The organism is Aequorivita capsosiphonis DSM 23843 (genome assembly GCF_000429125.1).
Taxonomy (GTDB): Bacteria; Bacteroidota; Bacteroidia; order Flavobacteriales; family Flavobacteriaceae; genus Aequorivita; species Aequorivita capsosiphonis.
The window spans coordinates 65,150-90,222 of record NZ_AUBG01000012.1 but is presented as its reverse complement, the minus strand read 5'-3'; the positions used below and the strand labels follow the sequence as shown (position 1 = coordinate 90,222).

Sequence of the window (25,073 nt, the reverse complement as noted above, 5' to 3'; positions counted from 1 at the left end):
TACAGGATTCAATTACCGTAGGTCAACCCTAGTACGGTCTTTTTTTAACGGTTTAAAAATGAGATGAAAGATTGTATAAGAGGATTACTCTTCGCTTTTATCCATTTCTATAAGTAAGGATGTGGAAAGCTGGTCTAGAAAGAGTGTTCTACTATTTTTCCTGTTTTTGATCTCTTGAAAGGTTTTGTAAATGTCTTTTGGTGTGAAGTCAAATATCTGTTGCAGTTTTTTAGAAACTTGCATTATGCCTTGATTATCTTGCTTTCCTAAACCTTTTGCACATAGCGCATAAAGTAGTTCCACGTAATCCGTATTTGAAAATGGCCATTGGATTTTTTCTATTGGTTTAGTGGTTCTCGGTTTGTCATTTAAACCTTTTCGGATTTGGAATTTTTTCTCATCCAAATAAACTACTAATAAATCATAAGCCTTGTACTTGCCAAGAAGCATATCCCGAGGTGTGCAAAATTCAGGATCTTGGAAATAGAATTTTGAGGTTGTAATGTGAAATGTTTCAAGGTAATCTCGTGTGTAGTATTCTTTATCAAAATGGGTAGCCCCAGAATTGACGTAACGTCCAAAATCTATATTGATAAGGAAAAATCTATTTATCTTATTGATTTTCTTCTTAATGAATTTTAATTGGTTTTCCTTATTTCCTTTTGGAAACTGAACTTCAAAAGAATGGATTTCTGAAAAGTAAATTAAGTTTATAAGCGGAATTTGTTTGGTTTCTTTAAAGAATTTTATTTCTTCCTTGATAGTTTGGAATTCTTTATCCAGAATTTCTTTTTTATAGGTTGTCAATAAATTACGACAAACCCTTATCGAACGGTTAGCCCTTTCTAAAATATTATCATATTGATTTCTTATTTCATCAAGGTCCTGAAGCAGTATTTTCGATAGTATTTGAGAATCCATAAGTAGGTAGATTTAATTTTGAGACCATAGTTATTTAATTTAATTGATAAGGTTGAGTTGCTTTTTTAATTGTTCTGAAAACTTCAGTAACAGCCACGGTAATTCATAAAATTTGTGGCTTATTAGTGTATTTTGTAGAACTTTAGTAAGATAATCTTAAACAAGAATTATGAAAGGAAAACTTTCCGTATTTAATTACGGAATGCACCGTATTTTTCTACGGAATTTTTATGATATATTGTAAACACTACGTTTTTAGACTGAATTTGAATTATTTCTTTTTCTTACGAAATCGTTTTAAGAATTCCCGCCTATTTTTCACACTTGTTTTTTTGAAGATATTGGAAGCGTGTTTTGAAACGGTACTTTCAGCAATGAATAAATCTTTAGCAATATTTTTATAGCTTAAATCACTTAAAATGGAAAGAGCAACTTCAATTTCTCTTCTTGTCAAATCTTCATAAAAAATCTTACGTTCGATCGCTTCGACCTTTTGCTTTTTTTTGAGGGCGAACACTTCGTACATTCGGTTATTATTTTCTATAAAGTATAAATACCTATCAACTTCAATGGTGGTTATGGCATAGAAAGCCAAGTTCACCACGGTAAAGGTCAACCATTGATAATCTCCAATAACTGTACAAATAGGTAACAATGCGATACTTCCCACACTTATGATAGATAATCTATTACGCCTTAAAATAAAGGCATTCGGATTACTTGGATTCGAAATTCGTCTGTAAAATATAAATAGAAAAACAAAGGCAGCTACTGAAATTGGTATGGTAAAGAGAATTCTGGCCGAGTCCAAAGACCCTGTGACAAGATAGGGGACTAAAAATAGAATGATATAACTAGCAGTCGCGAATATGGCAAGATTCCGAATTGAAGAATTAAATTTAAGAACGACAATATCATACTCCTTGTAGAGATAATATACAATGTAAACGCACAATGTGATTGCCACGCTATATGTTATGATGTATTGAAGTATAAATGGTCCAGGGAAATTATCAGTAGGAAGAAATCCGCCAGTAGCGTTATAGACAACAAATAATAAACCAAGAATTAGAAACCGCTTAAAGTTACTACTCGGTTTCTTTACTGAAAGGTAAAGTGTAAGCAATACTATAACCGTATCCAGTAATAGATAGAAGAACGTTGTCCAATGTATTGAAGTTCCAAACATTTATATACCTATTCATTGCGCTCAAATTTATTAGTTTCTAAATTTTTGGTAACATTTTTCCAGTGAAAAATTTGTCCGTTCATAGCAATATAAACATCCGGTTTTAGAAATTGCAATGAGCTTATTGCATACCCTAAATTAAAAGGGGCATCTGTGTCAGCTGATGAACCTAATATGAAAGAACCAACCAAAACAATGGTTTTGTTCAGGTCTTTCTTTCCGATATATTTTGCAGTATCTTCCACTGTGAAAGTGCCGTGAGTTATTAATATCTTTAAAGCATCAGATTCAACAATCTTACTGACTAATTGTTCTCTATCGCTCTCATTTATTGCTCGACTATCCTTTTTAAATACACTTTCTATGGTATATTCAAAATCAACATTGGCAGCTGTTAGAAAATCTTTAATTGAAATATTTGAATTCGTTTTTCCTTTGCCGTCAATATAATCAAGACCTTCAATTGTACCGCCTGTAGTTAATATAGCTATCATAATATTTTGCTATTTTTACTACATAAAGGTAGGTGTTTTAATTTAGAATAAATAAACAGACTATACACTAAAGTAAAATTAGACAAATGAAGTTATCTGTATTAATCAATTAGAAGTTAGAGATATATTATCCACTTATTGATAAATTTTTGTAGAATAAATTATCAATTTCAAAAATTAATTACACTGTCTAAAGCTTCATCTGCATCTTTGTGAATGAAGTTTGCTTGATAATTTAAGGTAGTTTTCAAATCGCTATGCCTATATAATTTCTGAAGCATCAATGGATGGATGCGATCTCCTGCAATATTCCCGAAACTGTGACGTGCAATGTGGTTTGAAAGATTTTTATCTATATCACATTGAATTGCAATCCTTTTTAAATACTTATTAAACAGTTTAGTAGCATTTCTTGTTTTTTTAAATACTTCCTCGTTGTCAGAAATGTTCGTGGTGTTAAGAAATGGAAATACATAGCCGTGGTTTTCGGCTATACAGTTTTTATATTGGCTTAGGATATTGACTGCTTTTTCCGGTATTTTTAAACTAACAGGTTTTTCATTTTTATGCATTATGTAAAGAAGTCTATCGTCTTTAAAATCTGACCATCTTAATTGCACAGCATCGGAAATTCTGATTCCTGCAAAGTAAAAAGCAATTAACCAAACGTTTTTGGTATGCCAAATAGAAGTATTTGGTTCTAATTCCAAGATTTCAATCTTTTCTATTTCATTAGAGGTAAGACCAATCTTATGGCTGGACCCTATGCGAATTTTTTCTTTTTCTCCACCGAAAGGGTAATATTTCACATCAACAACTCCAATTTTGATAGCTTTGTTGAATAATGTACGAATAAAAATAAGCTGATTAGTAATTGTACGTGTTTTTTGCCCAAGATAGACCAGGCAAAAGTCCTTGTATTTGTCTAAAAAGGACTCATTGATGTCTTGAAACTTTAATGTTTTATTCTTTTTAAAATACGCTACGGAATCCATAAATGAATGTTCGCCCTTCCGTCCTTTACTTATTCGCGCTTTTCGGCGTTCCTTGATTTCGTGAATAATGACGACTTTTTCCTTAGCTGTGCTTAGGTTTAAGAATTCTTCTAAGTTGTAAAGGATAGACAGTTCGGATTTTGCAACGGAAAATGTGCCACGCTCATATTTGTTTTTCACTCTATCTGAGGCAACATCAAAAAATGATTTCGAACCTCCTGCACCCTTTAATTTTTGCTTGACTTGCTTAGTTGTGAGTTCTTTCTTGGAATCGAAATAAATATCATTAGCCTCAGTAAGCTTTTTCATTAGGAAGTTATTTAGCTTCTTTGAGTAAGGATGCGTTCTTTTCGCCTTTCCCGCATTTTTATCCCAATCTTTTTCAAGTACATACTGACCAAGCCACTTGTAGTTGGTTTTATAGTTTTCACTGATACGAATGGCAAGGGGTATTGTATTGTCTTTTCGTATCATATTTTTTCTCAAAACAATTTTTATACTCGCCATAATCTATTAGTTTTGTGCAATACAAAAGTAATCAATTTGAAAATCACTTAGTACAGAATAAGTACAGAATAATTTGATTTTAATTGATTTCATAAGGTATTTGAAAAAATGTAAAACGCTGAAAAACATTTAGTTTGTTGGTGTTTGGTAGGTTTTGTTTGAGGACGACTTCAAGCTCATAACCCGAAGGTCACTGGTTCGAGTCCAGTTCCCGCTACTAAATAAAAAGCCATAATCTAAAAATTATGGCTTTTTTGATTATAGAAAATGCTTCGGGACAACAAGCGACGCGTAGGGCGTAGCCGAAATGTTTTTAGGAGTCCAAGGAAGTCCAGATTCCGCAACTAAAAAAAATCAAGACTTCACAGAAACGTGAGGTCTTTTTTACTTTAAACAACTTAAATGTTAACTGTTTTTCAAAAAGGACTGATTTAAAAAGCGTGTTACAAGAATGTATTCAAGCCTATTTTTTTGATTTAGATTGACAAGTAAAATGTTATTAAAATGAATTTAAAATTTATAGTTCTCTGTTTTGGTTTCCTGCTCTCGCTAAGCGCATATTCACAGAAAGATACTTTAGTGCTTTCTAATGGAGATCAAATTCTTGGTGAGATTAAAAAAATGGATCGCGGTGTTTTAAATTTTAGTACACCGTATAGTAGTGGTGATTTAAAAGTAAAATGGAAAAAAGTAAAATCCGTAAAAAGCGCCAAAAGGTTTTTAATAACGGCAAAGGATGGAGATCGATATAAAATTGACGGATTAGACGCGAATAGTGCAAACGATACTCTTGACTTTAAAGATATAAATGTTTTAGGAATTGATGAAATTGTATTCATCAAACTCCTTAAAAAGGATAGTTTTGTCTCTCGTTTAAACGCTTCCCTATCATTTGGATATAATTTTACCAAAGCTAGTAATGCAAGTCAACTAACAGTGGCTGCAGCTTTAGGATATACTTCAGATTACTATAGTATTGCAACTCGCTTTAGTGCCGTTCGAAGCAATCAAGATGATGTGGAAGAGATACAGCGGACTTCTGGTGAACTGGCCTTCAATTATTTTTTAGGACGCGAATACTTCTTAATTCTTCAATCGGAGTACTTATCAAATAGCGAGCAAAAATTGAAATTAAGAATGACAAATAAGGTAGGTCTCGGAAAGTATTTTATTCACAATAATAGAATGTTTTTCGGCGGAAACATGGGAGTTGCTTGGAATAATGAAGAATATGACGGTGCTGTAGATGAAAATAGAAACAGTGGTGAAGCTTTTGTAGCGTTGGAAGTGAATTTCTTCGATTTCAATGCATTCAGTTTGGCTTCCGGAATAACTGCTTATCCTAGTTTAACAGAAAAAGAAAGATTGAGAGCGGATTTTAATTTGGACCTTAAATACGATCTTCCACTGGATTTGTTTCTGAAACTGGGTTTTAATTACAACTATGATAGCAAGCCAGCTGAGGGCACGTCTTATGATGATTATATTATAAGAACCACTTTGGGTTGGAGTCTTTAATGTGGGATCTTGAGCGCTTGGGCAATTGTATTGAATTTAATTTCAACACCGCTTCATATCGTCCGATAGCTGTTCCAATTGAATCTTTGCTCAATAAATCTCGACCCCTTCCGTAGTAAACGAAAACGTCTTATTGCCCAATCCACCAATCATCACAGCTTGGAATAATGGGTTTAATTTTTTATTTCCGTACCATTCAATAACAAAGTTGGCCCCAGAACCACCAGATTCATCCTTTTCGTCCACTACATATTCTAAGGTTTCAAAGGTGTTAAGGAAAATGGTGGATTCTATATATTTCCTCACAAACTTCCCGTCAGTATTGTAATAATCAATACGGTTTATGTAGAGCGTGTCTGTCTCACTGGTGTTGTGAATACTTAAGGTAGAGGTTAATAATGTTCGTTCATTTCTCGTGCGTTGATACATATTAGAGTAAACAGGAACATAAACTTTATGTGTACTGTGCACACTATCTCTTTCTGCTATGGATTTTTTTAGATCGTGTTCTTTAGAGCCTAAGGCGGTTTGATCGGCTGGAATAGGCTTATCACACCCAAGGGTAAAAAGGAAAAATAAAGAAAGAAGAAATATTGAGTATTTCATAGTATTCAGGATGTCAGAGAGAATTTTTTTATTGTTGCTTAACAAATATAGGAAAGATTTCCGCTTCCTTTTGAAGAAAATAGTTCATAATGCTGGAATCCTAGGGCGAAACCCTTTTTAAAATTGCTAAATGTCGATCCTGCCATCTGCTATTTTCTGCATATAAGTGGCTTAACATTATTTTGTAATTTTCATTACGCGCAGAGTTTAAGCTTTCCGTATCTTTAAATTTATATGGCTGAAAGACTCCTCAATATTTTAAACACCTCGAAATTTATTGATGCCATACAGCCAAATAAAAAGTATTACCCTGAAAAAAATCTTTCCATATATCTAAAAAGGGGTAAACTGCTTCTTAAAGTGAACGGGAAAGAGCAAGAGATAAATTATTCATCGGTGTTCTTTATCAATAAAGGGAGCGTTTTCAGCCTAAGGGCTTTTTCTGAAGATATTGAAATATGTATGCTAGAAGCAAGTCCTAAATTGAATTTAGATTTGGTGGTTGGTTTTAGTAGATATGACGCCTACCGAACCCTGCAACTTCTGGAAGGAGGCATGCGGCTGGATGTGAAGACATTCCAAATTACTTGGCAGCATATTGATACCATCAGTCAATATTGGAAAAAAGATGTTGGGGAAGGCTTTAGGGAACGCATTGTGAAAAGTCTATATACCGCATTGGTTTATATGATTGTAGAAATTATTTTTAAGCAGAAAAATAAAACCACAGTTTTTAACCATCGTAAAGAAGCTATAACCATGCAGTTTTTAGAAATGGTGGAAGGAGGTTTCAAAAACAATAGAAATCTAAACTATTATGCTGGACAATTAAACCTCACCGCAAAATATATTTCAAATTGTGTTCGGGAAACTACAGGCGCCTCTCCCAGTAACTTTATTGCAAAAACTACCATGGACTTTGCCCGAGAACAGTTAATGCAAACACCATTTACTATTTCCGAGATTGCAGAACAACTCAATTTTAGCGATGCGTATAGTTTTGGAAAATTCTTCAAAAAACATAGCGGCTATAGTCCTGGAAAATTTAGGAAAATGCTGCGTTAGGCTATTTTGATAGTCAATTTGCTGGATACTTAAAGAATCACTCTTTTTTATTTACAAACCCTCATGTTTTACAAAAGTTAAACCTTGGTTAAATGTACTATCTGGACATTAATACAATCTTTTTGAACATTATATAAACCTCTAATGTGCAATACCTTTGTGTTATAATTAAACGATTTATTTTTAGGATATAATTAACAGGAATAACCATAAAGACATTTTATAAAAACAGTAAATTAAAAAATAATGAAAAATTTAAAAGATCAAGTAGTAATTGTAACAGGTGGTGCAGCAGGAATTGGTGGTGCAATAACAACCGTATTAACGCAACGCGGTGCATCCGTGGTTGCAGTTGATATAAATGAAGCGGCCGGAAAAGAAAAAGTACAGGAAAATCCTGATAAAATCGCTTTTTTAAAAGGAGATGTTTCTAAGGAATCTGTGGCGAAAGAAGCTGTTAAAATGGCGGTTTCAAAATTTGGAAAACTGAATGGGCTCGTCAACAATGCACACGCTTCCAAGCAAAAACCACTTATCGATCTCACGGAAGAAGATTGGTCACTGTCATTTGGCACAGGCTTTAATGCAACCTTGCATTTTATGAAAGCTGCCTATCCCGAATTGAAAAAGTCTAAAGGTTCTGTAGTTAATTTTGGCTCTGGCGCCGCATTGAACGGGCAAGAAGGACAGGCGAGTTATGCAGCCGCCAAGGAAGCAATTCGCGGTTTAAGTCGTGTAGCAGCAAATGAATGGGGAAAAGATAAAATTAGAGTTAATGTTGTATGTCCGTTGGCCTTGACCGAAGGAGTTGCAAAATGGAAAGAGAGCAGTACAGTACAATATAATCAAGTAGCAGGGCAAATTCCACTAAGTCATTTTGGAAATCCACAAAAGGATATTGCACCAGTAGTAGCATTTTTATTGAGCGATGATAGTCAGTATATGACTGGTCAAACCCTTATGGCAGATGGTGGCGATATTAAATTGAGATAAATACAAGCTTTTTTTTGGTAATCCGAACTTCTGGTTTTTTGAATGCTGTTTGGATTATCGAAATGGATACTATCATAAAAATAAATAGATGAAAGACAAGAAAATAGTAATTATAGGAGGTGGTTTTGCGGGAATAAATCTTGCGAGAAAGATGGGCGGAAAAAAAGGGGTGCAAATCACTCTTGTGGATAAAAATAACTATAATTTTTTTCCACCCTTGCTCTACCAAGTGGCTACCGGGATGCTGGATGTTTCAAGTATATCTATTCCTTTCCGCACGCTCTTTAGTGGAAAGAAGAACCTTCATTTTCGTTTGGGGGAATTGGAGGAAGTGATTCCTGTAGAAAATAAGGTAAAACTTTCTACGGGGGAATTGGCTTATGATTATTTAGTGATAGCCACTGGAACTAAGGCAAATTATTTTGGAATGGAAAACATCCAAAAAAATTCGCTGCCAATGAAAACCATTGACGATGCCGTAAAGTTGCGGAATTTCCTAATTAGAGAAGCCGAAAAATATACCTATTGCAAAGATGAAGTTGAAAAAAGAAAGATGCGCAATATTGTAATTTCCGGTGCAGGTCCTTCTGGAGTAGAAGTGGCTGGAATGATTGCTGAAATGCGAAACCGAACCTTGGCAGATATTTACCCGGAGCTTTCCAATACACCTTTAAACATATATTTAGTTGATGGCGCGCCAACGGTACTTCCTCCTATGCGGGAAAAATCACAAAAATATTCCCAAGAAAGTCTTGAGAAGATGGGAATTATAGTGAAGCTTAACAAAATGGTCTCCGATTATAAGGATGACAAGGTATATTTTAAGGATGGAGAGTCTATAGAAACCAAAACCCTTATCTGGACCGCGGGAGTTACTGCCATGAAATTCAAGGGTCTTTCTGATGATTTATATGGAAAGGGAAATAGACTTAATGTGAATGAATATAATAAGGTGGAAAATTCCGACTCTATATTCGCAATTGGTGATGCTTGTCTACAAATGAACGACCCGAATTTTCCGAAAGGCTATCCGCAATTGGGAAGTGTTGCAAGCCAGCAAGGTGAAAACTTAGCCAGAAATCTAATAGTAATAGCTAAAAAACAAAATAGCGAAGATAAAGGAGAAGATATAAAGCCTTTTCATTACAACGATAAAGGTACCATGGCAATTATAGGAAAAAGTAGGGCAGTCGCAGATCTCAATATGCCAAAAACTACCCTTACAGGTTGGTTAGCCTGGTTTTCTTGGTTGTTTGTCCATCTCTTTCTTCTTATCAGTTATCGGAACCGATTTAGAACTATGTGGAATTGGACAAGTGCCTATTTCGGAAAAGGACAATCCCAAGGCCTTATGGTTGGAGAAAACGCCAATAGCACATTAGAACAGGTAAAGGAAGGATAATTAGTAACTTTTTAAATAAGCAGTATTTTCACAACGCAATTTGGTAAAATGCTGTTTTTTCTTTGACCTGAATTTCTTTCCTGTATAGAGTTAAGGTTTTTTTAATAAAAGAGATAATTAAACACGAAATTGTATCTTAGGCGTTCAAAAATTTCAAAAATAAATGAGCAATTTCACCCAAAGTATAAATACATTTTTTAAGAAAGATTCTGCTCCTGGGATCCTCCTGATCTTCGCCACAGTACTCGCTCTCATTGTCGCCAATACATCTTTGAGAAGTTTTTATCAGGAAATGATGCAAGTTACCTTTGGTTTGGGTTTTGAGGACATTAATCTATCCAAACCCTTACACGATTGGGTGAATGACGGTTTGATGGCACTATTTTTCCTTTTGGTAGGTCTTGAAATTAAGAGTGAGCTTAAATTCGGTAGATTAAATTCTTTTAAATCTGCAGTGTTCCCTGTTGTCGCTGCGATAAGTGGTGCGGTTTTTCCTGCGCTTATATTTTTTGCATTCAATCAGGGCACTGATTACATAAATGGTTGGGCAATCCCTATGGCTACAGATATAGCTTTCGTTATTGGTATCATAGCCATGCTCGGTTCTAGAATGCCTTCTTGGGCAAAGGTTTTTATAACCACTATTGCCGTGGTAGACGACCTTATAGCTGTATTGGTTATCGCATTTTTTTACACCGATGAAATACATTGGAGTGCGTTGGGAATAGCAGGAATATGCACTGCCGTGCTCCTCGTTTTTAACTTTAGAAGGGTAAATAGATTGACTCCTTATCTTGCCGTTGGGTTTGTTTTGTGGTGGGCCGTGTTGGCTTCGGGCATACACGCCACTATTGCAGGAGTTATTTTGGCTTTAACCATACCATTGCGCCGCGAATGGAGCCTTGACAGGGTAAAAGCTTTCGCTCGGCGTGGCTTCAGTCTTTTTAAACAGGCTCGCGATAAAACTTTTGCAACCACCAGTCCACAAGCACATTATTATCTTGAAAAAACACAACGGGAGATGGAATCACCACTCAAGCGATTGGAAAGAAAACTCCACGGACCTGTTTATTTCTTTATAATGCCACTTTTTGCTTTTGTAAATGCAGGAATTGTTTTTGATTCCGAGGTGTTAAGCCAAGCTTTTCACTTGCCTATTACGTGGGGAACTATTTTAGGTTTGTCTGTTGGAAAACCAATAGGAGTAATGCTCGCTATTTGGATTCTTTTAAAGTTTTTCTACAAAAACATGCCTCAAACACCAGAAATATGGAAGCTGTTTTTTGGGATATCCCTACTTTGCGGTATAGGTTTTACCATGTCGCTTTTCATCGTTAACCTTTCTTTTGATGATGCAGTTTTGCGAGAGGAAGCTAAAATGGGAATTCTAGTTGCTTCTATTTTAAGTGGATTACTAGGATATTTTGTTTTACATAGAGCCACGCAAAAACCAGAAGCTATTACTGCAGATAAAATCAAAGTTCATTAGATAATCCGGCAGATAATTCGATAAAAAAAATATTAGAACTTCAGTTCGAATAAAGATGGAAGAAGAAGAAAAAGATCAAGAAGACTATCAGAAGGATTTAGAAAAAAAATCTAATGAGGTTAAGGGCGTCCAAAAGTATAGCGACATTCTGAGTCGCGTGATTCACGAAGGGGAAGAGCTTTTTAAAATAAACAACAAGGCCATGTTTTTAAGTGCGATAATCGCAGGATTGGAAATAGGCTTCAGTTATTTATTGGTCTGCTCCGTTTATTATCTTTTAGGAGGGAGTCTGGATGAGCAGGTGGTATTAAAACTTTTTAGTGTGGTTTATCCAGTAGGTTTTATTCTGGTCATTCTCGGAAAATCTGCGCTTTATACCGAGCAAACTTCGGTTTTGGCACTCCCTGTTTTAAATGGACAACGGAGTATTTGGGAACTTTTCAAGGTTTGGAGTTTAGTAATTCTTGGCAATATTATTGGTGGAATGTTTTTCGCCTATTTTATAGGAAACCTCGCTCCTAAAATGCATCTTTTTACCCACGAAACCATGGTAAAAGTGGGAACTCATGTTTTGAACTATGATTGGTGGGTGCTTCTGTTAAGCGCTATTACCGCAGGATGGCTCATGGGTTTATTAACTTGGTTATTGAATAGCACTATCAATTCCCTGACTAGGGTTTTGCTTATTTTTATGATTACTGGGGTTATTGGGTTTGGTGGGTTCCATCACAGTATTGTGGGCAATGTTGAAGTTTTTGGAGCTTTTCTATATACCGATGCTATCTCAATTTCAGATTACCTGTGGTTTCTATTCTTGACCTTGTCTGGAAATGGTATAGGAGGAGCGGTGGTTGTGGGACTTTTTAAATATAGGATTTTCGAATCACACTATTCCGATGAAAAAATTAAGGAAGAGCGATAGTGATAGCTTTTCAAGTTGAACTATCGCTTCTATATTATTAATATTCGTAAACGGTTTTTATAATTGAAATCCACAAATTTTTATAAAAGACTTTACCATCCATAAAGAATGAGTTTATGAAATCTAAATTCTTCTATTGAGAAATCATGTTATAAAAATCATCACGATTTCTCTTAAGAGGCTATTAAAAGATTTTCTTAAACAATAAGAAGGTAATAATAGCTCCAATTATAAAGATCACAAATATAATTTTTGCAATACCGGCAGCCGCTTCAGATATTCCTCCAAAACCGAAAATTCCGGCAACAATTGCAATGACGATACAAATAACAAACCATTTTAACATAATGTCTTTTTTTAGTTATTAATAATGTCAATTTACAAAGTACTACTTTGTTTTAGTGATTGTTTTTTAATTATTTAACATAAACCTGATGAAATGTATTTACGGGAATCCAATATTTAAATTTGTAATTCTACTGTAGATACTAATTTTATATCGAAGGGAATACGTGATGGTGGATTTTTAACAGCGTTATTAAATTGCATTTGTTAACTTCGCGTTTGTTCATAAAAAATTATATATAATGAAATACTTCAACGGCAGTTTATGGATTATGCTGCTCCTCTCCACTTTTTCCATCGCATTGAATGCACAGGAAGCAAAAAAGGACAATCAACATCTTTTTGATGACTTTACCTATAGGCAAGGGAATGTCTATAGAACCGCTTCTGGAAAACCAGGACCAGAATATTGGCAGAATGCTGCCGATTATAATTTGGAGGCATCATTAGACGATAAAAACCACAGCGTTTCTGGTAATGTCACCATTCATTACACCAATAATAGCCCAGAAACTTTGGATTTTATATGGCTTTATTTGGAACAGGATCGATTCACCGAAAACTCGCGTGGCACACTAACCACCCCTGTTCAAGGGAGTCGTTATAGTGGCGATATTGAAGGAGGTTTTGAATTGACCAATGTTTCCGCAAAAACAAAAACAGGAACTTCTTCAAAATATTTAATTAGTGATACCCGGATGCAAGTTTTTCTTGATAAACCACTTGCTGCTAAAGGAGGGGAAGTTACTATAAAAATGAATTTCAAATTCAAAGTTCCTGTGGAAGGAATGGATAGAATGGGAAGATTGGAAACCAAAGGCGGAACCGTTTATGCCATTGCACAGTGGTATCCACGTGTAGCAGTATTTGACGATGTTGTGGGTTGGAATACAGAGCCGTATTTGGGCGCCGGTGAGTTTTATTGTGAATATGGCGATTTTGATGTAAAAATCACCGCCCCAGCAGATCAAACTGTAGTATCTTCTGGAGTATTGCAAAACCCTAAGGACGTGCTGACCAAAACACAACAAGAACGTTTTGCACAGGCTGAGAAAAGCGATAAAACGGTTTATATCATTAAGCCAGATGAAGTTGGAAAACCAGCGGCACACGCTAAAGCCAATGGTACGCTTACGTGGCATTTCAAAATGGAAAACACACGTGATGTGGCTTGGGCTTCTTCAAAAGGATTTATCTGGGATGCCGCACGTATGAATCTTGGCAACGGAAAAACAGGCTTGGCGCAATCAGTTTATCCAAAGGAGAGCGATGGGAAAAATGCCTGGAGCCGTTCAACAGAATTTACAAAAGCATCTATTGAGTTCTATTCAAAAACATATTTTCCTTATCCATATCACAACGCAATAAACGTTGCAGCAAACGTTGGAGGAATGGAATATCCCGGAGTTAGTTTCTGTTCTTACAAAAGCACTGATTCAAGTCTGTGGGGCGTGACGGATCACGAATTTGGCCACAACTGGTTCCCGATGATTGTTGGCAGCAACGAACGCCGTTACCCGTGGATGGATGAAGGTTTGAATACTTTTATTAATCACTATAGTACCGAAGCTTTTAACAATGGCGAATTCAGTACTAGAATGGATGGTCCTAGAACTTTGATACCTTACCTAACGTCTGAAACTAGAGAAGGAATAGATACTTCTCCTGAAATTGCAAATGCCCGAAACTTGGCATATACTGCTTACTACAAGCCTTTCGCTGGCCTTTATATGCTTCGTGAATATATTCTTGGTCACGAGCGCTTTGATAATGCTTTCAATAGCTATATCCGTCATTGGGCATACAAACATCCGCAGCCAAATGACTTTTTTAACCATATAGAAAACGTGGCAGGGGAAGATTTATCTTGGTTTTGGAAAGGCTGGTTTTATGGCAATGGCAATATCGATTTGGGAATTACGTCTGTAGAACCTTATAAAGGAAACTATTTAATTACAGTTGAAAATAATGGAGAAATACCTATGCCGGTTGAACTTTTGGTTACTTATACAGATAATACAACTGAAGCTATTTCACTTCCAGTAGAAATTTGGCAACGTGGGAATGTTTGGAGCCATCTTTTAAAAACAAAGAAACTAGTACAACGCGTTGTGGTAGATCCAAACAAAATGTTACCGGATGTGAATGTTTTGAATGATACTTGGAATAAGCAATAGTTCCAATTTAATATAAAGAGAAATGCTTCTGAAAAATTAATTTTTCAGAAGCATTCTTTTTTGAATATGGCTAATTTACTCTAAAGTCACATTTGGGTAAAAATCTCAATTATTTCTATTTGATGAGGTTGGTTTCATTGGAACGGGAGGTGATGGTGGCGTAGGTGGGGCAATTTTATTTTCGTTTGAAATTGGTTTTTCAGAGATAGTTATAGTTCCCTTACCATCTTCTGTTTTATTTATATAAACTCTTAACTCACTGTTGTTTTCAAGCAGCTCATTTGCTTTTTCTGAAGTAATGACCCTGTCATTATAATAATAGGTTGCATCACTTATTCCACTACTGGAATCTAAACCTTTATCAGTTAAGGTTAAAGATGACGGTAATGGATAAAAGGGATCGTATTTTTTTCCGTTTTCCATCGCACTTTTAGATAGCCTTATAACGTCCTGCCCGTTTTCGTTACTGACGAAAGTGAAGATTTTATTTTGTTTATTAAGGAGTAATTCGTTTGCTTTTTCAGTGGTAATTACCTTATTCTCATACATAAATATCGTAGAACCCACGAACTTTACGTCCTTATCACTATTATAAAACGAAGGAGGTGCAGGCGCTGGAATATTGGTATTTATATTTTTATTGAAAATGATACTTGTTTTTTTCGATGTTGCAGAAGAACTAAACTTTGGAAATGGCTCAGCCTTCGCCTTCTGCGCATCGCTCATTTTTTTGTAAATACTTTCCAGACGCTCCAAATCTTTCTTTTCAATGCTGCGCTTTTCAATAGCAACCGCATCGTATCTTTTAGCCAGTTTGTTGTATTCTTTTACTTCGGCTTTGGTGGCTTTTTGTTGAATTATTTTTCCAGTTGTTTCATCTCTTTCGGCATCTTCCTTAACTTGAACCGACCAAGGATTATTTTCATCTTTTTTTATATTTGCTTGTGCGTTTTTAAACTTTTCAACTTCCTGTAAATGCGCTTGGTATATTTCTTCAGCTTCTTCTACTGTTTTTCCAGCCATGGGATTCTTTTGTGGAAAGTGCTTAAGACCAGCGTCCTTTTGATTCTTTAAAATATTGACATTGAGGTTTTTTATATTACAGGTATATAAAATGCTCCTAATTTCTTCTGCGGTGTCAATGTTGTTTTCAGTTCCGAACTGAATGCTAGCAGCGAGATATTTTTGTTTTTGCGCAATGCTAAGATTGGTGTTTAATTTGTTTATTTCAGCTTTTAAATCATTAAGTTTAACTGAAATTCCATTCAATTTTATTTTTGAGTCTCCATCGATATCAATCAAAATGTCCTGAATAGTATCTGTGGTAGAAATAGTGTTTTGTTCGGCTTGTTTGGTTACAACTTGGGTCGTGCTAAACCCATAAATTAAAAAAGATAGCAATGGCAAAATCAATATGCTTCTAAATATAATGGTGTGACGTGAGGTGCTTGTTTTCATAATTGAAAATCGTTTTTTCATGGATGAATAATTAATTGAATGTGCCAATGAAGGCGTTATAGGATCCCGAAAACTGTCGGGAGATGAGAATGACAACAATAGTTTTTGATACGCTGCCATTTCAATCCCATTTTTCAAAACTGCTTGATCGGCTAGAAATTCGTGGTTTAGTTTAATGCTTTTTTTTAGGAAGTAAAACAACGGGTTAAACCAAAATATAATTTTTAAAATTTCGATTAAGATAATATCCAAACTATGTCTTTGGCTAGCATGAGCCTCTTCGTGAAGCATAACTTCGGCAGGGATTTCCCCCGTTTCAAACTGTTTTTTGTTCGAAAAGATATAATTGAAAAATGTATGCGGAATTATTTTTTCATTTAAAAGAACGTGTATAAAACTACTTTTTTTACATTTCGTATTCTGATGAATTTTTTGAGCTAAAAAGTGAATATTTCTGAAAAACTTCACACTAAAAAATAATACTCCAAGGCCGTAAATCATCCATAAGGCAATGGGCCAATAATTGATGCTTTCTTTGGTTTCCGTCAATACTATTTGCTCAGTTCCTAAAGTGTAAATAGGAACAATTGGCGATGCTTCAACATAAGTTGTAAACGTTATTATCGGAATGAGAAATGCTGCGGCTAAACTTCCAAGTAGATAGAATCTTTTAAAATGATGGATGGAACTGTTTTCCAAAAGCATTTTGTAAAATAGGAAGAATAGGCCGAGACAGATTGTCGATTTTAAAAGGTAAATTTCCATAATTACTTCTTTTTAATTTCGGAATCGATTAAAGTTTTCAATTCTTCCAATTCTTTTCTAGAAAGATTGGTCTCTTCAGTAAAAAATGAAGCGAACTGAGAAGGACTGTTATTAAAGAAATTTTTAATGAGCCCTTTGAATTGTTTAGAGAAGTAATCTTTCTGCGGCACCATTGGAAAGTATTCGCGCGATCGGCCCAATTGTTTATAACCTACAAATTTTTTGTCCTGCATCCGTTTTAAAAGCGTTGCAACTGTAGTAGAGGCTGGTTTTGGTTCTGGATAGGCTTCTACTAGATCTTTCATAAAAGCACGTTCCTGTTTCCAGAGGAGTTGCATTAATTGTTCTTCGGAATTTGATAAGGTCATCTGCTTTAAATTATAATTAACTCTACAAACGTAGAATAAATATTTTAATTCTACAAATGTAGAAGATGATAAATTCTAAATCACAACAAATTCATTCTTCCCTGATGTCATTACGAGGCACTAAACAACCTCTTTGTAGGTATATCTGTCAATTAGACTATCTTTGCATCCTGATACTCCAAAGCCTTGTCTAAGGAGTAAAAATATGAAAACATGAGCCTAGAAAAAGACCTACAACAACGAAGTAACAATAATTGTGAACTATGTGGAAACGCAGAAAATTTGAGTGTTTTTGAAATACCGAATTCCCCGATGGAAGGAGTGGAATCTTTTATTTTCACATGCAACACTTGCAAAGAGCAGATTGAAGATCCCGAAAAAGTGGATCCAAACCACTGGCGTTGTTTAAATGACAGTATGTGGAGTACGGTTCCTGCCGTTCAAGTTATGGCTTGGCGCATGTTGAATAGATTAAAGGCAGAAGGCTGGCCACAGGATTTGCTAGATATGATGTATTTGGAAGATGAAACAAAGGAATGGGCAAAAGCTGGTGTTGAAGAAGAAAAGGTTGATGCTGTTATTCATCGAGACAGCAATGGTGTGATTCTAGAAGCTGGTGATTCCGTAGTTTTAATAAAAGACTTAAAGGTGAAAGGCAGCAGCATGGTTGCAAAACAAGGAACCGCAGTTCGTAGAATCTCCCTGGATCGTGAAAACGAAAAATACATTGAAGGGAAAGTGGATGGTCAGCAAATTGTGATTATCACTGATTTTGTGAAGAAACTATAAGCTAGTATTTGTAGTCAAGTTTTTTCATAAAAGCCTTAAAACGGGATTGATTTCTATAGGGTTCAAACATAGGTTCTAGAGGAAGTTCTATAAGGCCTAAATCTTTATTGGTGCGTGCTTTTTCTAACCAATAATACATTTTTTCTTCGTTTTTAAGCACTGCAAAGGTAGTGGCAATTTGATAACTCCACGAATTTTGATATTCACTAATCAACTTATTTAAAGCAGCATCAGATTTTTCTTGTTCTTCTAATGAATGATATATTATTGCTTCAATATGCAATTTAAACCCTTCCAATGGTTCTTTTTTTATAATTTCTAACGCTTCATTATAACGTTTTTGTCCTATTAAAATAAGGGCGTAAAGGGAGTATGCCACCCCTCGATCTGGTTCTAGTCTTATTGATTCTCCTATATATTTTTCGGCTTCAATTAGTTTGTTGGCCATATAATAGGTATTGGCCACGCTATAGAAATTATCAGAGTTCAGGGGGTCCAGTGCCAGTAATTTTTCTTGAACTGCGATAGCATCTTTTATTCTTCCCTGCAATAGCGCTACTTCTGATGCTCGCTTTAGGGCCGAAGCATTATTGGGTTCTAAAAGTAAAGCCTTATCTGCAAGTTTCCCAGATTTTCCTATGTCGTTTTCATATATTAAGGCAAGCAACGATTTAAAAGCATAGGTTTCGGCATAGGTGCTGTCTGCTTTTAGCGCGCTTTCGGCAATTTGATAGGTTAGTTTCTTGCCTTCGTTAAAGTCAATTATTCCGTAATTATTTTGTGCATGGTATATATTTCCCAAAACAATTAATGCCGCAACATAGGTGGAGTCTATGGCCAACGATTGCTCTAATAATTTTTCAGAGTGTAGCAATCCTGCTTCGCCAAAATTGTTGTGATAAATATAGCGACCTTCCAAAAACAGCGTATAGGCGTCAGTTTTTGATTCTTTTACCTTCGGAATTATATTGTCTAGAATGCGCAACTGAAGATTTTCTGCAACTGCTTCGGCAATTTCGTTTTGAATCTTAAATATATTTTTTAGCTCCTTTTCCCAAGTTTGTGTCCAAATATTATTGTCGGTTTTGGTATCTATAAGATTCACACTGATTCTTAGAATACTGTCTTGAGTACGTACACTGCCTTCAAGTATGTAGCCAACTTGTAGTGCTTTTGCAATTTCGTGTAAATCCATCGCTTTGTTTTTAAAAGAAAAGGCCGAGGTGCGCGAAGTAACTTGCAGCTCATTTATTTTTACAAGCGAATTCAATACTTCTTCTGCCAAGCCATCGGCAAAGTAGCCATGTTGCTTATTGGGTGACAAATCTGAAAATGGTAATACGGCAATGGATTTTTCAGGTTTGCTTTCTAAAGCAATGGCATTTTCATCTTTTTCGGCGCGTAATCTAAACCTATCTACAAACAATAAAATAATGGCGAAAGCTAAAAATGCAATAATAAAAGTGTTTAATTTTTGTCCGGTTTTTTGCGAAAGGGATTTTTCCTTGGGAACATTTTTAGTTTTTTTGATGCCCTCGGCAGTAATTTCAAAAAACCATGAAATACAGATCCACACTGGTAGCAAGACTATCAGAATGATTAAAATCATTTTTCCAAACCACACGGGAGCATTTATGATTGGAGTAAGTATTGCTATAACCTGCAGCAAAACCCAAGAAAAAACCAAATATGAAACCGTGCCTTTAAAGACATTCCTTCTTTTTAACTCGTTAAAAAATTCGTTGAGGTTCATTACATGCCGTTTTCAGTTTTAGGGAAGCCCATTTTGTGAATAAATTTTCGCCATCTTTTTTCGGAGTGCAGATTTCTAAAGCGAGGTTCCGACAAGACTTCGTTTAATCCCACATCGTGTACTTTATATGCCTTATCCAGCCATTTAAACGCATTTTCGGTATCATTTCTAAAGGAGTAGCTTTCGGCAATTTGATAGGCCATATCATTTGTATATTTCGATATAAGTTCCTGCATATACTCCTCAGATTTTTCAATATCGCCAAGTTTATAGTAAATATCGGAATGTATCTGCAAGCTCCAGCCTTCATCTTCTTCCTTTTTAATGGCTTCCAAAGCTTCTTCTATTTTGTTCTGCTGAAGCAATATTCGCGCGTAATAATAATGAACGGCGTAGCGATTGGGTTGTAGTTCAATACATTTTTTGGAAGCTTCCACGGCTTTTTCAAGCTGGTCCGCACAATAGTAAACATTCATTAATTGGAAATATGTATCCGGATTAAGAGGATCCAAACTTGCTGAATATTCCTGAAGCCTCAGGGCGCTTTCCAAATTGCCCAAAGCTATAGCGAGGGTAGCGCTAAGACTTATTATTTCTGGATTGGAACCATCTAACTTTAGGGCTATTGCATTTAGTTGTTTCGCTTTGGCGAAATTCCAATCAAAACTTAATTCATCATCTGCTAGATATGCATAAGCTAGTGCGTTTTTCGGGTCTATTTCCAAAACCTTATTTGTCGCCGCCTTGGCTAAGGTGTAACCTTGTTCAAACCCTAAGGTCCCGTTATTGGCTTGAGTCTCATAAACTCTTGATAGCAGCAGCCAGGCTGGTACATAGTTGTTGTCTATTTTTAATGCTTTTTTTGCTAAAGCTACCGCTTCTATAAGCTTTTGCTTATCGCTAGAAAAATGAGATGCCTGGACAGCTTGTAAATAGAGTTTGTAGGCTTTAGGATTAGTTTTTATGGACTTCGGGAGTGGTTTTGAATCTAACAAATTAAGTTCCAGCGATTTTACAACTGCTTCCGAAACTTCATCTTGAATTGCGAATATATTATCCAAGTTTCTGTCGTAGGTTTCAGACCATAAATGCTTGTCGTTTTTTGCGTCAATAAGCTGCGCCGTAATGCGAAGTAAATTTCCCGATTTACGTACACTACCCTCTAATACGTATGTAACATTGAGTTTTTGAGCAATTTCGGGAATCTTTAAATCTGAATTTTTAAATGAAAATGTTGAAGTACGCGAAGTAACTTTTAAAAGTTCTACTTGCGATAAAAGGTTGAGGAGCGCTTCGGTAAGTCCATCTGCGAAATACGCGTTGTCCTTTTTTTCTGAAAAATCTTGAAACGGAAGTACTGCAATTGTTTTAAAATTAGACCCTATTGACGCCGTGTCAAAAGTATTTTCGTCGTTTTTATTGGTAATTATAAACCTGTCAATAACCAAAACTGCCAAAAAAAGCACTAAAAAAGCGATTATAATTTTATTGAGACGTTTCCCGGTTTTTTTTCGAATGGAGGCAGATTCGGCTACTTTGCTGGTTCGCTTTAACCCAGTTGGAGTGAATTCATAAATCCAAGAACCCAATAAATATATAGGAAAACCTATTAAAAGTAAGTAAAATAGACTTTTTGAAATCCAAAGCGGCATTTCCAAAATGTCGCCCAATAGCGCAGCTATACGAATAAGTAACCACGCCACCACTATATATGAAATGGCACCTTTTATTACATTACGTCGTTTTAGTTCATCCCAAAAACTGTTTTTTCGTTTCACAATTTAGATTTATTGGATAGAAAATCTAATCCTAAAGGTAACGAAATAATATTTTGAATTTATATTTATAAAGCCTAGTAAGGTCGATTATTTTGATAAGCAGCAGATTGTTTTTTTGAAATCAATCCTCAAAATATGGAAGGCGTCATAGATTGCTATTTGCACAGCTTTTGTTAAGAGATAATAATTCTGTCAGTTCGAGCGCAGTCGAGAACTATCTTCTCTTAACTGCGCTCAATTAGACATTTATTGAAATTGAAGTAAAAAGATAGACCTAACAGGTTTTTAAAACTAGTTAGGTCTTTAGGTTTTATTTAGACATTTCCGTAAAAAAGTGATAGAATTGCGGAATGGTTTCAATTCCTTTCAAATAATTCCAAATCCCGAAATGCTCGTTGGGGGAGTGGATGGCGTCACTGTCCAGTCCGAAGCCCATTAAAATGGTTTTGCTTTTCAGTTCTTTTTCAAACAAAGCTACAATTGGAATACTACCACCACTGCGTTGTGGGATCGGAGTTTTTCCAAAAGTTTCTTCATAGGCTTTTTCTGCGGCTTTATAGCCCAAGCTATCAATAGGCGTTACATAAGCTTGCCCGCCGTGATGTGGTGTTACTATTACGCGAACCCCTTCTGGAGCAATACTTTCAAAGTGATTTTTGAAAAGTTCTGTTATCGTTTTCCAATCCTGGTCTGGCACCAAACGCATACTGATTTTTGCAAATGCCTGGCTGGCGATTACTGTTTTGGCACCTTCGCCTGTATATCCGCCCCAAATTCCGTTGACGTCTAAAGTGGGTCTTATTGAATTGCGTTCATTGGTTGAAAAATCTTTTTCGCCATAAACAGCGTCAATATCCAAAGCCTCTTTATAATCTTTTAAGTTAAAAGGAGCTTCTGCCATTTTCGCGCGTTCTTCCTTTGAAAGTTCTTCTACATCGTCATAAAATCCTGGAATGGTAATATGATTGTTCTCATCGTGAAGGGAGGCAATCATTTTTGTCAATATGTTTATTGGGTTAGCTACAGCGCCGCCGTATAGTCCGCTATGAAGGTCGCGGTTGGGGCCAGTTACTTCCACTTCCACATAACTCAAACCACGTAAGCCGGTAGTTATTGAGGGTGTGTCTTTGGAAATCATTCCTGTGTCGCTAATCAAGATGACGTCGTTTTTCAACTTCTCTCTGTTTCTCTCTAAAAACCATCCTAGGCTAACACTTCCGACTTCTTCTTCGCCTTCAATCATAAATTTTACGTTGCAGGGTAGTTGGTCCGTCTTTGTCATATATTCCAACGCCTTTACGTGCATATACATCTGGCCTTTGTCATCACAACTTCCACGAGCAAAGATGGCGCCTTCAGGATGTAATTTTGTTTTTTTGATAGTAGGTTCAAAAGGTGGATTCACCCATAAGTTCAATGGATCTGGTGGTTGCACGTCGTAATGGCCATAAACTAAAACGGTCGGTAGTTTTTCGTCGATCATCTTTTCGCCATAAACAATGGGATAACCGGGCGTTTCACATATTTCTACGGCATCGCAACCTGCTTTTTCCAATTGTGTTTTTACTGCTTCGGCTGTTTTTAAAACATCTTTTTTATAAGCGGGATCGGCGCTGATAGAAGGTATTTTTAAGAGTTCGATCAATTCATCCAAGAATCGATCCTTGTTTTTTTCAATATAAGGTTTTGCACTTTTCATATAAGTTGTTTTGAAGAAATGCTAAAGTACGAAACCCCTCTTGAACAACGTGCTATATACTGGAAATGCTGCTTGGGTTTAACTTACATTTAGCAGATTTTAAAATTTCTAAAAATAAATATTTCTAAATCCAAAATCTTGTTTATATTTGCACCCGCCAAAGCACTATTGTGGAAAGGCGGGCAAGCTCCTAAAGTTTTTCTAGGATTTTGCAAATTTTGAAAAGCGGGCGTGGTGGAATTGGTAGACACGCCAGACTTAGGATCTGGTGCCGTGAGGTGTGGGAGTTCGAGTCTCCCCGCCCGCACAAGCTAAAGGCTCTTCTTTTATTAGGAGAGCCTTTTTTATTGTTTATTTTTAAAAAGAACAAATTATAATCATTCTATAAAAATCGAAAAATGAAAAAAATTACAAGTATCCTTCTATTATTACTTAGCATAACTGTTGTTGGGCAAGCTCCCACTGAAAATATAAATGGATTAGGAAATTGCGATGCAGCCGTACAATCCACTGCTATTTTAGGAGGAAGACAATGCAGTGCAAATAATAATTGGACTGTGGCTGTCGATGTCATCGTGCCCGCCGATAAAGACCTTACGCTAAACGCAATAACACCAAGTTTCGGTATGGAAGCCGGAGTTACTGCAACTTCTGTTCTTGTCACTGTTTATAACAATGCTAACGGGGTTCCGGGAAGTGCTATTGGTTTACCACAAACCATCACTCCAACTTCTGCTACCTTTAAAGGCTCTCAATTTGGTATGGATTTCTCAGATGTTTTATTGGAGTTAAACCCAATTACATTGTCTGGATCAGCGGGAGCTGAAATACATTATTGGATTGCGCTACAAGTAACGACCTCCAATGATACTGATGGTTATATTGAATATACCTCAGAGATGGCAATTGGACTTCCCTTGGCCTTCAGTGATGGAAATGGGTTTATTATTCCCGATGAAACTAAAGATGGCGTGTATTCTCTTACTGCCGATTGTGAAGATATAACGGGTGGCTCATTTCCAGCTCCATATTGTGGTCCATTAGTTTTTGGTACGGTAGAACCAATCACTTTGGTAGAAGTGGCTGGTATTAGTAATGCCTCAAGCGCCGTTATAAACCAAAGTCCAAGCCACGAAAATTTTGTTGATGTGGTAGGTGAAATGGAACAGGGCAGTACTTATTCAATTGCTTTGGAAGGAAATACTTCAGGTCCTTATACTAATGCTTTTGTTGTTTTTATAGATTGGAACCAAAATGATGTTTTAGACGATGCTGGAGAAGTTTATGTGATTGCTGAAGAACTATTCGACTCAACCGGAAACGATGGACAGCAGGTTATCGATGCTATTCAAGTACCAGCTGATGCGGTATTGGGTACGACTAGAATGCGAGTAAAAAAGACCTATGAAGAACCGTTTCTAAATCCGTGTGATTCAGGTTCATCTTGGGGACAGACCGAAGATTATTCTATTGAAGTAACTGAGAGTTTAGGTGTAACTGAAAGTTCTGCTTTTTCTGGATTCTCTTTCTATCCAAACCCTTCTTCGGATGTTGTTCATTTAAAAGCTACGTCAAATATTGAAACCGCTTCCTTGTACAATCTATTAGGTCAAAATATTGCAACTGTTAAGATGAATGCTACTTCTTCAGAATTGGATATTTCTGGTTTAGCCAGTGGAACTTATATCTTAAAAGTAAGCATTGCGGGAGAGATTGGAACTTATAAGCTTTTGAAGAAATAGAGGAAATTATTTTCTGAGATATATAATTAAAGAGGCTGTAATTTAAAAAACAGTCTCTTTTTTTTTGATCGAAAATCACTTTTTTTGTTTCAGGACAA

General features: G+C 35.9%; 20 protein-coding genes and 1 tRNA gene. 10 read left to right on the top strand and 11 right to left on the bottom strand.

Annotated elements, in window-relative coordinates; translation table 11 throughout:
• Positions 1–84 precede the first annotated feature (84 nt).
• The 4 genes from G440_RS0110755 to G440_RS0110740 form a co-directional block, all read right to left on the bottom strand.
• The gene (locus tag G440_RS0110755) at positions 85–921 is read right to left on the bottom strand and encodes an RteC domain-containing protein (protein ID WP_026451312.1); all 837 of its coding nucleotides are present in this window, start codon (positions 919–921) and stop codon (positions 85–87) included.
• Between the two features lie 271 nt (positions 922–1,192).
• Positions 1,193–2,110, bottom strand: a complete 918-nt coding sequence (locus tag G440_RS0110750) for a helix-turn-helix domain-containing protein (protein ID WP_026451311.1) — start codon at positions 2,108–2,110, stop codon at positions 1,193–1,195.
• Between the two features lie 8 nt (positions 2,111–2,118).
• Positions 2,119–2,604, bottom strand: coding sequence for an asparaginase domain-containing protein (locus G440_RS0110745; RefSeq protein WP_026451310.1), 486 nt, complete (start codon positions 2,602–2,604; stop codon positions 2,119–2,121).
• 170 nt (positions 2,605–2,774) lie between these two features.
• Positions 2,775–4,106, bottom strand: coding sequence for a tyrosine-type recombinase/integrase (locus G440_RS0110740; protein ID WP_026451309.1), 1,332 nt, complete (start codon positions 4,104–4,106; stop codon positions 2,775–2,777).
• A gap of 504 nt (positions 4,107–4,610) precedes the next feature.
• Between G440_RS0110740 and G440_RS0110735 the strand changes: the two genes are divergently transcribed.
• A complete protein-coding gene (locus tag G440_RS0110735; protein ID WP_026451308.1) occupies positions 4,611–5,624 on the top strand; it encodes a DUF481 domain-containing protein in 1,014 nt (337 codons plus the stop codon).
• 90 nt (positions 5,625–5,714) lie between these two features.
• Here the strand turns inward: G440_RS0110735 and G440_RS0110730 are convergent, their stop codons facing one another.
• Entirely contained in the window at positions 5,715–6,230 is a 516-nt protein-coding gene (locus G440_RS0110730; protein WP_026451307.1) for a DUF3124 domain-containing protein, read from the bottom strand.
• A gap of 234 nt (positions 6,231–6,464) precedes the next feature.
• On the opposite strand from G440_RS0110730, the gene G440_RS0110725 reads away from it, so the two are divergent.
• The 5 genes from G440_RS0110725 to G440_RS0110705 all read left to right on the top strand — a co-directional run bounded on the left by G440_RS0110725 (position 6,465) and on the right by G440_RS0110705 (position 12,101).
• Positions 6,465–7,295: a helix-turn-helix domain-containing protein gene (locus tag G440_RS0110725; RefSeq protein WP_026451306.1), complete on the top strand. Its 831-nt coding sequence runs from the start codon at positions 6,465–6,467 to the stop codon at positions 7,293–7,295.
• A 246-nt stretch (positions 7,296–7,541) separates the two neighbouring features.
• Positions 7,542–8,288: an SDR family NAD(P)-dependent oxidoreductase gene (locus G440_RS0110720; protein WP_026451305.1), complete on the top strand. Its 747-nt coding sequence runs from the start codon at positions 7,542–7,544 to the stop codon at positions 8,286–8,288.
• Between the two features lie 88 nt (positions 8,289–8,376).
• Positions 8,377–9,690 (top strand): NAD(P)/FAD-dependent oxidoreductase, encoded by a 1,314-nt coding sequence (locus G440_RS0110715; RefSeq protein ID WP_026451304.1) that lies wholly within the window; start codon positions 8,377–8,379, stop codon positions 9,688–9,690.
• Positions 9,691–9,853: 163 nt separating this feature from the next.
• Entirely contained in the window at positions 9,854–11,179 is a 1,326-nt protein-coding gene (gene nhaA / locus G440_RS0110710) for a Na+/H+ antiporter NhaA (RefSeq protein ID WP_026451303.1), read from the top strand.
• A 55-nt stretch (positions 11,180–11,234) separates the two neighbouring features.
• Complete coding sequence (locus G440_RS0110705) at positions 11,235–12,101, top strand: formate/nitrite transporter family protein (protein ID WP_026451302.1); 867 nt, start codon at positions 11,235–11,237, stop codon at positions 12,099–12,101.
• A 184-nt stretch (positions 12,102–12,285) separates the two neighbouring features.
• On the opposite strand, the gene G440_RS20970 is transcribed toward G440_RS0110705, so the two are convergent.
• Positions 12,286–12,447, bottom strand: a complete 162-nt coding sequence (locus G440_RS20970; protein WP_026451301.1) for a DUF1328 domain-containing protein — start codon at positions 12,445–12,447, stop codon at positions 12,286–12,288.
• Between the two features lie 241 nt (positions 12,448–12,688).
• Between G440_RS20970 and G440_RS0110695 the strand changes: the two genes are divergently transcribed.
• On the top strand, positions 12,689–14,623 hold the full coding sequence (locus G440_RS0110695) for a M1 family metallopeptidase (RefSeq protein WP_026451300.1): 1,935 nt from the start codon (positions 12,689–12,691) through the stop codon (positions 14,621–14,623).
• A 105-nt stretch (positions 14,624–14,728) separates the two neighbouring features.
• Here the strand turns inward: G440_RS0110695 and G440_RS20705 are convergent, their stop codons facing one another.
• Positions 14,729–16,846 carry a M56 family metallopeptidase gene (locus G440_RS20705; RefSeq protein WP_084426717.1) on the bottom strand — a complete coding sequence of 706 codons (2,118 nt, stop codon included), beginning with the start codon at positions 16,844–16,846 and terminating at the stop codon, positions 14,729–14,731.
• Positions 16,847–16,848: 2 nt separating this feature from the next.
• Entirely contained in the window at positions 16,849–17,214 is a 366-nt protein-coding gene (locus tag G440_RS0110685) for a BlaI/MecI/CopY family transcriptional regulator (RefSeq protein WP_026451299.1), read from the bottom strand.
• 213 nt (positions 17,215–17,427) lie between these two features.
• On the opposite strand from G440_RS0110685, the gene G440_RS0110680 reads away from it, so the two are divergent.
• Positions 17,428–18,003: a PhnA domain-containing protein gene (locus G440_RS0110680; protein ID WP_026451298.1), complete on the top strand. Its 576-nt coding sequence runs from the start codon at positions 17,428–17,430 to the stop codon at positions 18,001–18,003.
• A 1-nt stretch (position 18,004) separates the two neighbouring features.
• On the opposite strand, the gene G440_RS0110675 is transcribed toward G440_RS0110680, so the two are convergent.
• From G440_RS0110675 to G440_RS0110665, 3 genes are all read right to left on the bottom strand, one after another.
• Positions 18,005–19,756 (bottom strand): tetratricopeptide repeat protein, encoded by a 1,752-nt coding sequence (locus G440_RS0110675; RefSeq protein WP_026451297.1) that lies wholly within the window; start codon positions 19,754–19,756, stop codon positions 18,005–18,007.
• A complete protein-coding gene (locus G440_RS0110670) occupies positions 19,756–21,534 on the bottom strand; it encodes a CDC27 family protein (RefSeq protein WP_026451296.1) in 1,779 nt (592 codons plus the stop codon). The genes G440_RS0110675 and G440_RS0110670 overlap by 1 nt, the downstream gene beginning before the upstream one ends.
• Positions 21,535–21,844: 310 nt before the next feature.
• Positions 21,845–23,233: a dipeptidase gene (locus G440_RS0110665; protein WP_026451295.1), complete on the bottom strand. Its 1,389-nt coding sequence runs from the start codon at positions 23,231–23,233 to the stop codon at positions 21,845–21,847.
• Between the two features lie 225 nt (positions 23,234–23,458).
• Between G440_RS0110665 and G440_RS0110660 the strand changes: the two genes are divergently transcribed.
• A tRNA-Leu gene (locus G440_RS0110660) sits at positions 23,459–23,540 on the top strand.
• Positions 23,541–23,631: 91 nt separating this feature from the next.
• Positions 23,632–24,975 (top strand): T9SS type A sorting domain-containing protein, encoded by a 1,344-nt coding sequence (locus tag G440_RS20700; protein ID WP_051285301.1) that lies wholly within the window; start codon positions 23,632–23,634, stop codon positions 24,973–24,975.
• Positions 24,976–25,073 lie beyond the last annotated feature (98 nt).